Source organism: Moorena sp. SIO4E2 (assembly GCF_010671945.1).
GTDB classification, from domain to species: Bacteria; Cyanobacteriota; Cyanobacteriia; order Cyanobacteriales; family Coleofasciculaceae; genus Moorena; species Moorena producens.
Genome location: NZ_JAAHIE010000832.1, coordinates 1 through 2574 on the forward strand (window position 1 = coordinate 1; position 2574 = coordinate 2574).

General features: G+C 45.9%; 2 protein-coding genes. Both read left to right on the forward strand.

What is annotated here, in order from left to right; all coding sequences use genetic code 11:
* The coding region (locus F6K37_RS37820; protein ID WP_287256172.1) for an SDR family NAD(P)-dependent oxidoreductase at positions 1 to 1952 on the forward strand (1952 nt) is incomplete at its 5' end.
* 251 nt (positions 1953 to 2203) lie between these two features.
* The coding region (locus tag F6K37_RS37825) for a class I SAM-dependent DNA methyltransferase (RefSeq protein WP_287256175.1) at positions 2204 to 2574 on the forward strand (371 nt) is incomplete at its 3' end.

Genomic DNA, 2574 nt, shown 5'->3' on the forward strand with positions numbered 1-2574 from the left:
TAGGAGATTTAGGTTTACTGGTAGCCCAGTGGATGGTAGAACAAGGGGCAAAAAACCTGGTGCTAGTAGGACGAAGTAGTCCTAAACCAGCGATCGACCATAAGTTAAGAAAGCTAGAAGACTTAGGTGCTCGGGTGGTAGTAGCCCAAGCAGATGTGTCTAATGCAGGGCAAGTTACCGAGTTACTAACTAAGATAGAGCAATCCTCGCTTCCTCTAGGGGGTATAGTTCACGCCGCTGGAGTTGTTGAGTTCAGCGGACTGTCGCAGCAAGATTGGCAGCGCTTTGCCCAAGTTCTGGCTGCCAAAGTGCAGGGAACGTGGAATCTACATGCTCTTACCCAAAACCAGCCTTTGGATTTCTTTGTCTGTTTCTCCTCCATTTCCTCCTTGTTAGGTTCTCACGGTCTAGGGAGCTATGGGGCAGCTAATGCCTTTCTCGATTCCATAGCAGCTCATCGTCAAGCCTTGGGATTACCTGCTTTAACCGTTAATTGGGGACCTTGGGGTGAGATAGGAATGGGGGCAAAACTGAGTACTGACCATCAGGGGCGAATAGCTGCTTGGGGACTAGCAAACGTAGCTCCGAAGCAGGGATTGTTTGCACTGGAACAACTGCTTCAACAAGATCTAGCACAAGTAGGTGTAATGTCAGTGGATTGGCAGAAGTGGCTACGGCAATTCCACAGTCTGCCACCTTTCTATGAAGATGTTGCGCCAAATACTACTGTAAATACTACTGTCAGGGAAACAAATCTTGATTTTAAGACAGAATTAGAGGCAGTTCCTGCTAACCAACGTCGGGATTTATTAGTAGAGCGCGTTCGTACCCAAATTGCTAAAACCTTAGGATTAAGTTCTCCAGATCAAATAGAACTGGGGCAAAGGTTAATTGATTTGGGTCTAGATTCTTTAATGGCAGTGGAGTTGAGGAATCATCTCCAATCTAGCGTGGGCTGCTCTCTACGTTCAACTCTAGTATTTGACTATCCAACCATAGAGGCAATGGTTGATTATTTATCCCAAGAAGTTTTTGCTGATCTCGATTCGCCAAGCCTAGCAACCCAAAATAACTCCACTGGTAACGACTCCTTCGTTTCTACCTTAGTGCCCATTCAGCCCGAGGGGTCAAAGCCTCCTTTATTCTTGGTTTCTGGAATTCTTGGCAATGTCTTTGACTTCCAGCAGTTGGCACGTGATCTAGGTTCGGAACAACCGTTATATGGTTTGCGTACCCTGGGTCTTGAGGAAGACTTCCAACCTTATACTCGTATGGCAGATATAGCTGCCCACCATATTAAAGCTATACAAGCACTCCAACCCAACGGACCCTATCTACTAGGTGGTCATTCTTTCGGGGGGAAAGTCGCATTTGAGATGGCTCAACAGCTATTGAGTCAGGGACAGGAAGTGTCTTTGCTGGCCATTGTCGATGTCCAAGTAGAAATTCCTGAACCAGAGAAAGACGTAGTTAATTGGGATAATGCCAAATTCATAGCTGAGTTAGCGACTATCTATGGAGGCCTTTTAGGTCAAAACCTGGATATTTCCCGCGAAGCACTCCAGTTTCTTAGTTCGCAAGAACAGCTACACTACTTTCTGGAACGATTGAAACAGACTGGTCAGATGTTGAGTAAAACTGACCTGAGTCGAATCTTTGAGGTTTACAAAGCTAACACTCAAGCAATTGCTAGCTATCAACCTCAGGAGATTGATGGAACTCCGATTACCTTCTTCCGAGCCAGTGAATTTGGGGCTGTAGGGGATTATTTACCTAATCAGTTAACTACCCTAAAAGATCCAACCTGGGGCTGGGACCGACTTTCTGCTCAACCCTTAGAATTTCATGTTGTCCCAGGGAACCATTTCTCTATGGTAACCGAACCCCATATTTCAGTTTTAGCTCAACAGCTACAATACTGCCTAGATAAAGCACAAGCAAGATTAGGTTAGTGTTTGGGTGCATCTCCTCAAAGCTGTTTGACACGGTGGTGCGTTACGGGGCGGTTCCTCCAAACCCTGGCTACGAGGCGGAAAATGAGGCTCCCCTAACGCACCCTACGCAACTTTTTTACAAAAATGAGATGCACCCGTTAGTGTTTTCTATTGCCCTGCCTCAGCTAGGGAAAGCCTAGCTGAAGATTTCACCTCAAATTGGGAGCTTAAGCAAGATGCTTGTAAACACAGATAGTATCGGAAAAAACATGAGTAAAACAGACAAAGTTAAGTGGGTCTATAGTTCCGAGAATAATCAGGAATTAACTGAACGCTATGACATCTGGGCCAAAGACTATGAGCAAGACCTAGATGATGCATTTGGCTATGTCGGACCAGAGCCTGCAGGGGAGGTATTGGTCAATTATGTTTCCAAAGATGCCAAGATTTTAGATGCCGGAGCAGGTACAGGCTTGGTTGGGCAATTTCTGCACCAGCGTGGTTACCATCACCTAGAGGCGATGGACATATCCTCAGGCATGCTAGAGGAAGCTCGGAAAAAGAATGTTTACACCAGTTTCCACCAACAAGTTTTGGGTGAACCCTTGGATTTTCCCTCAGCCACCTTTGATGCCATCAT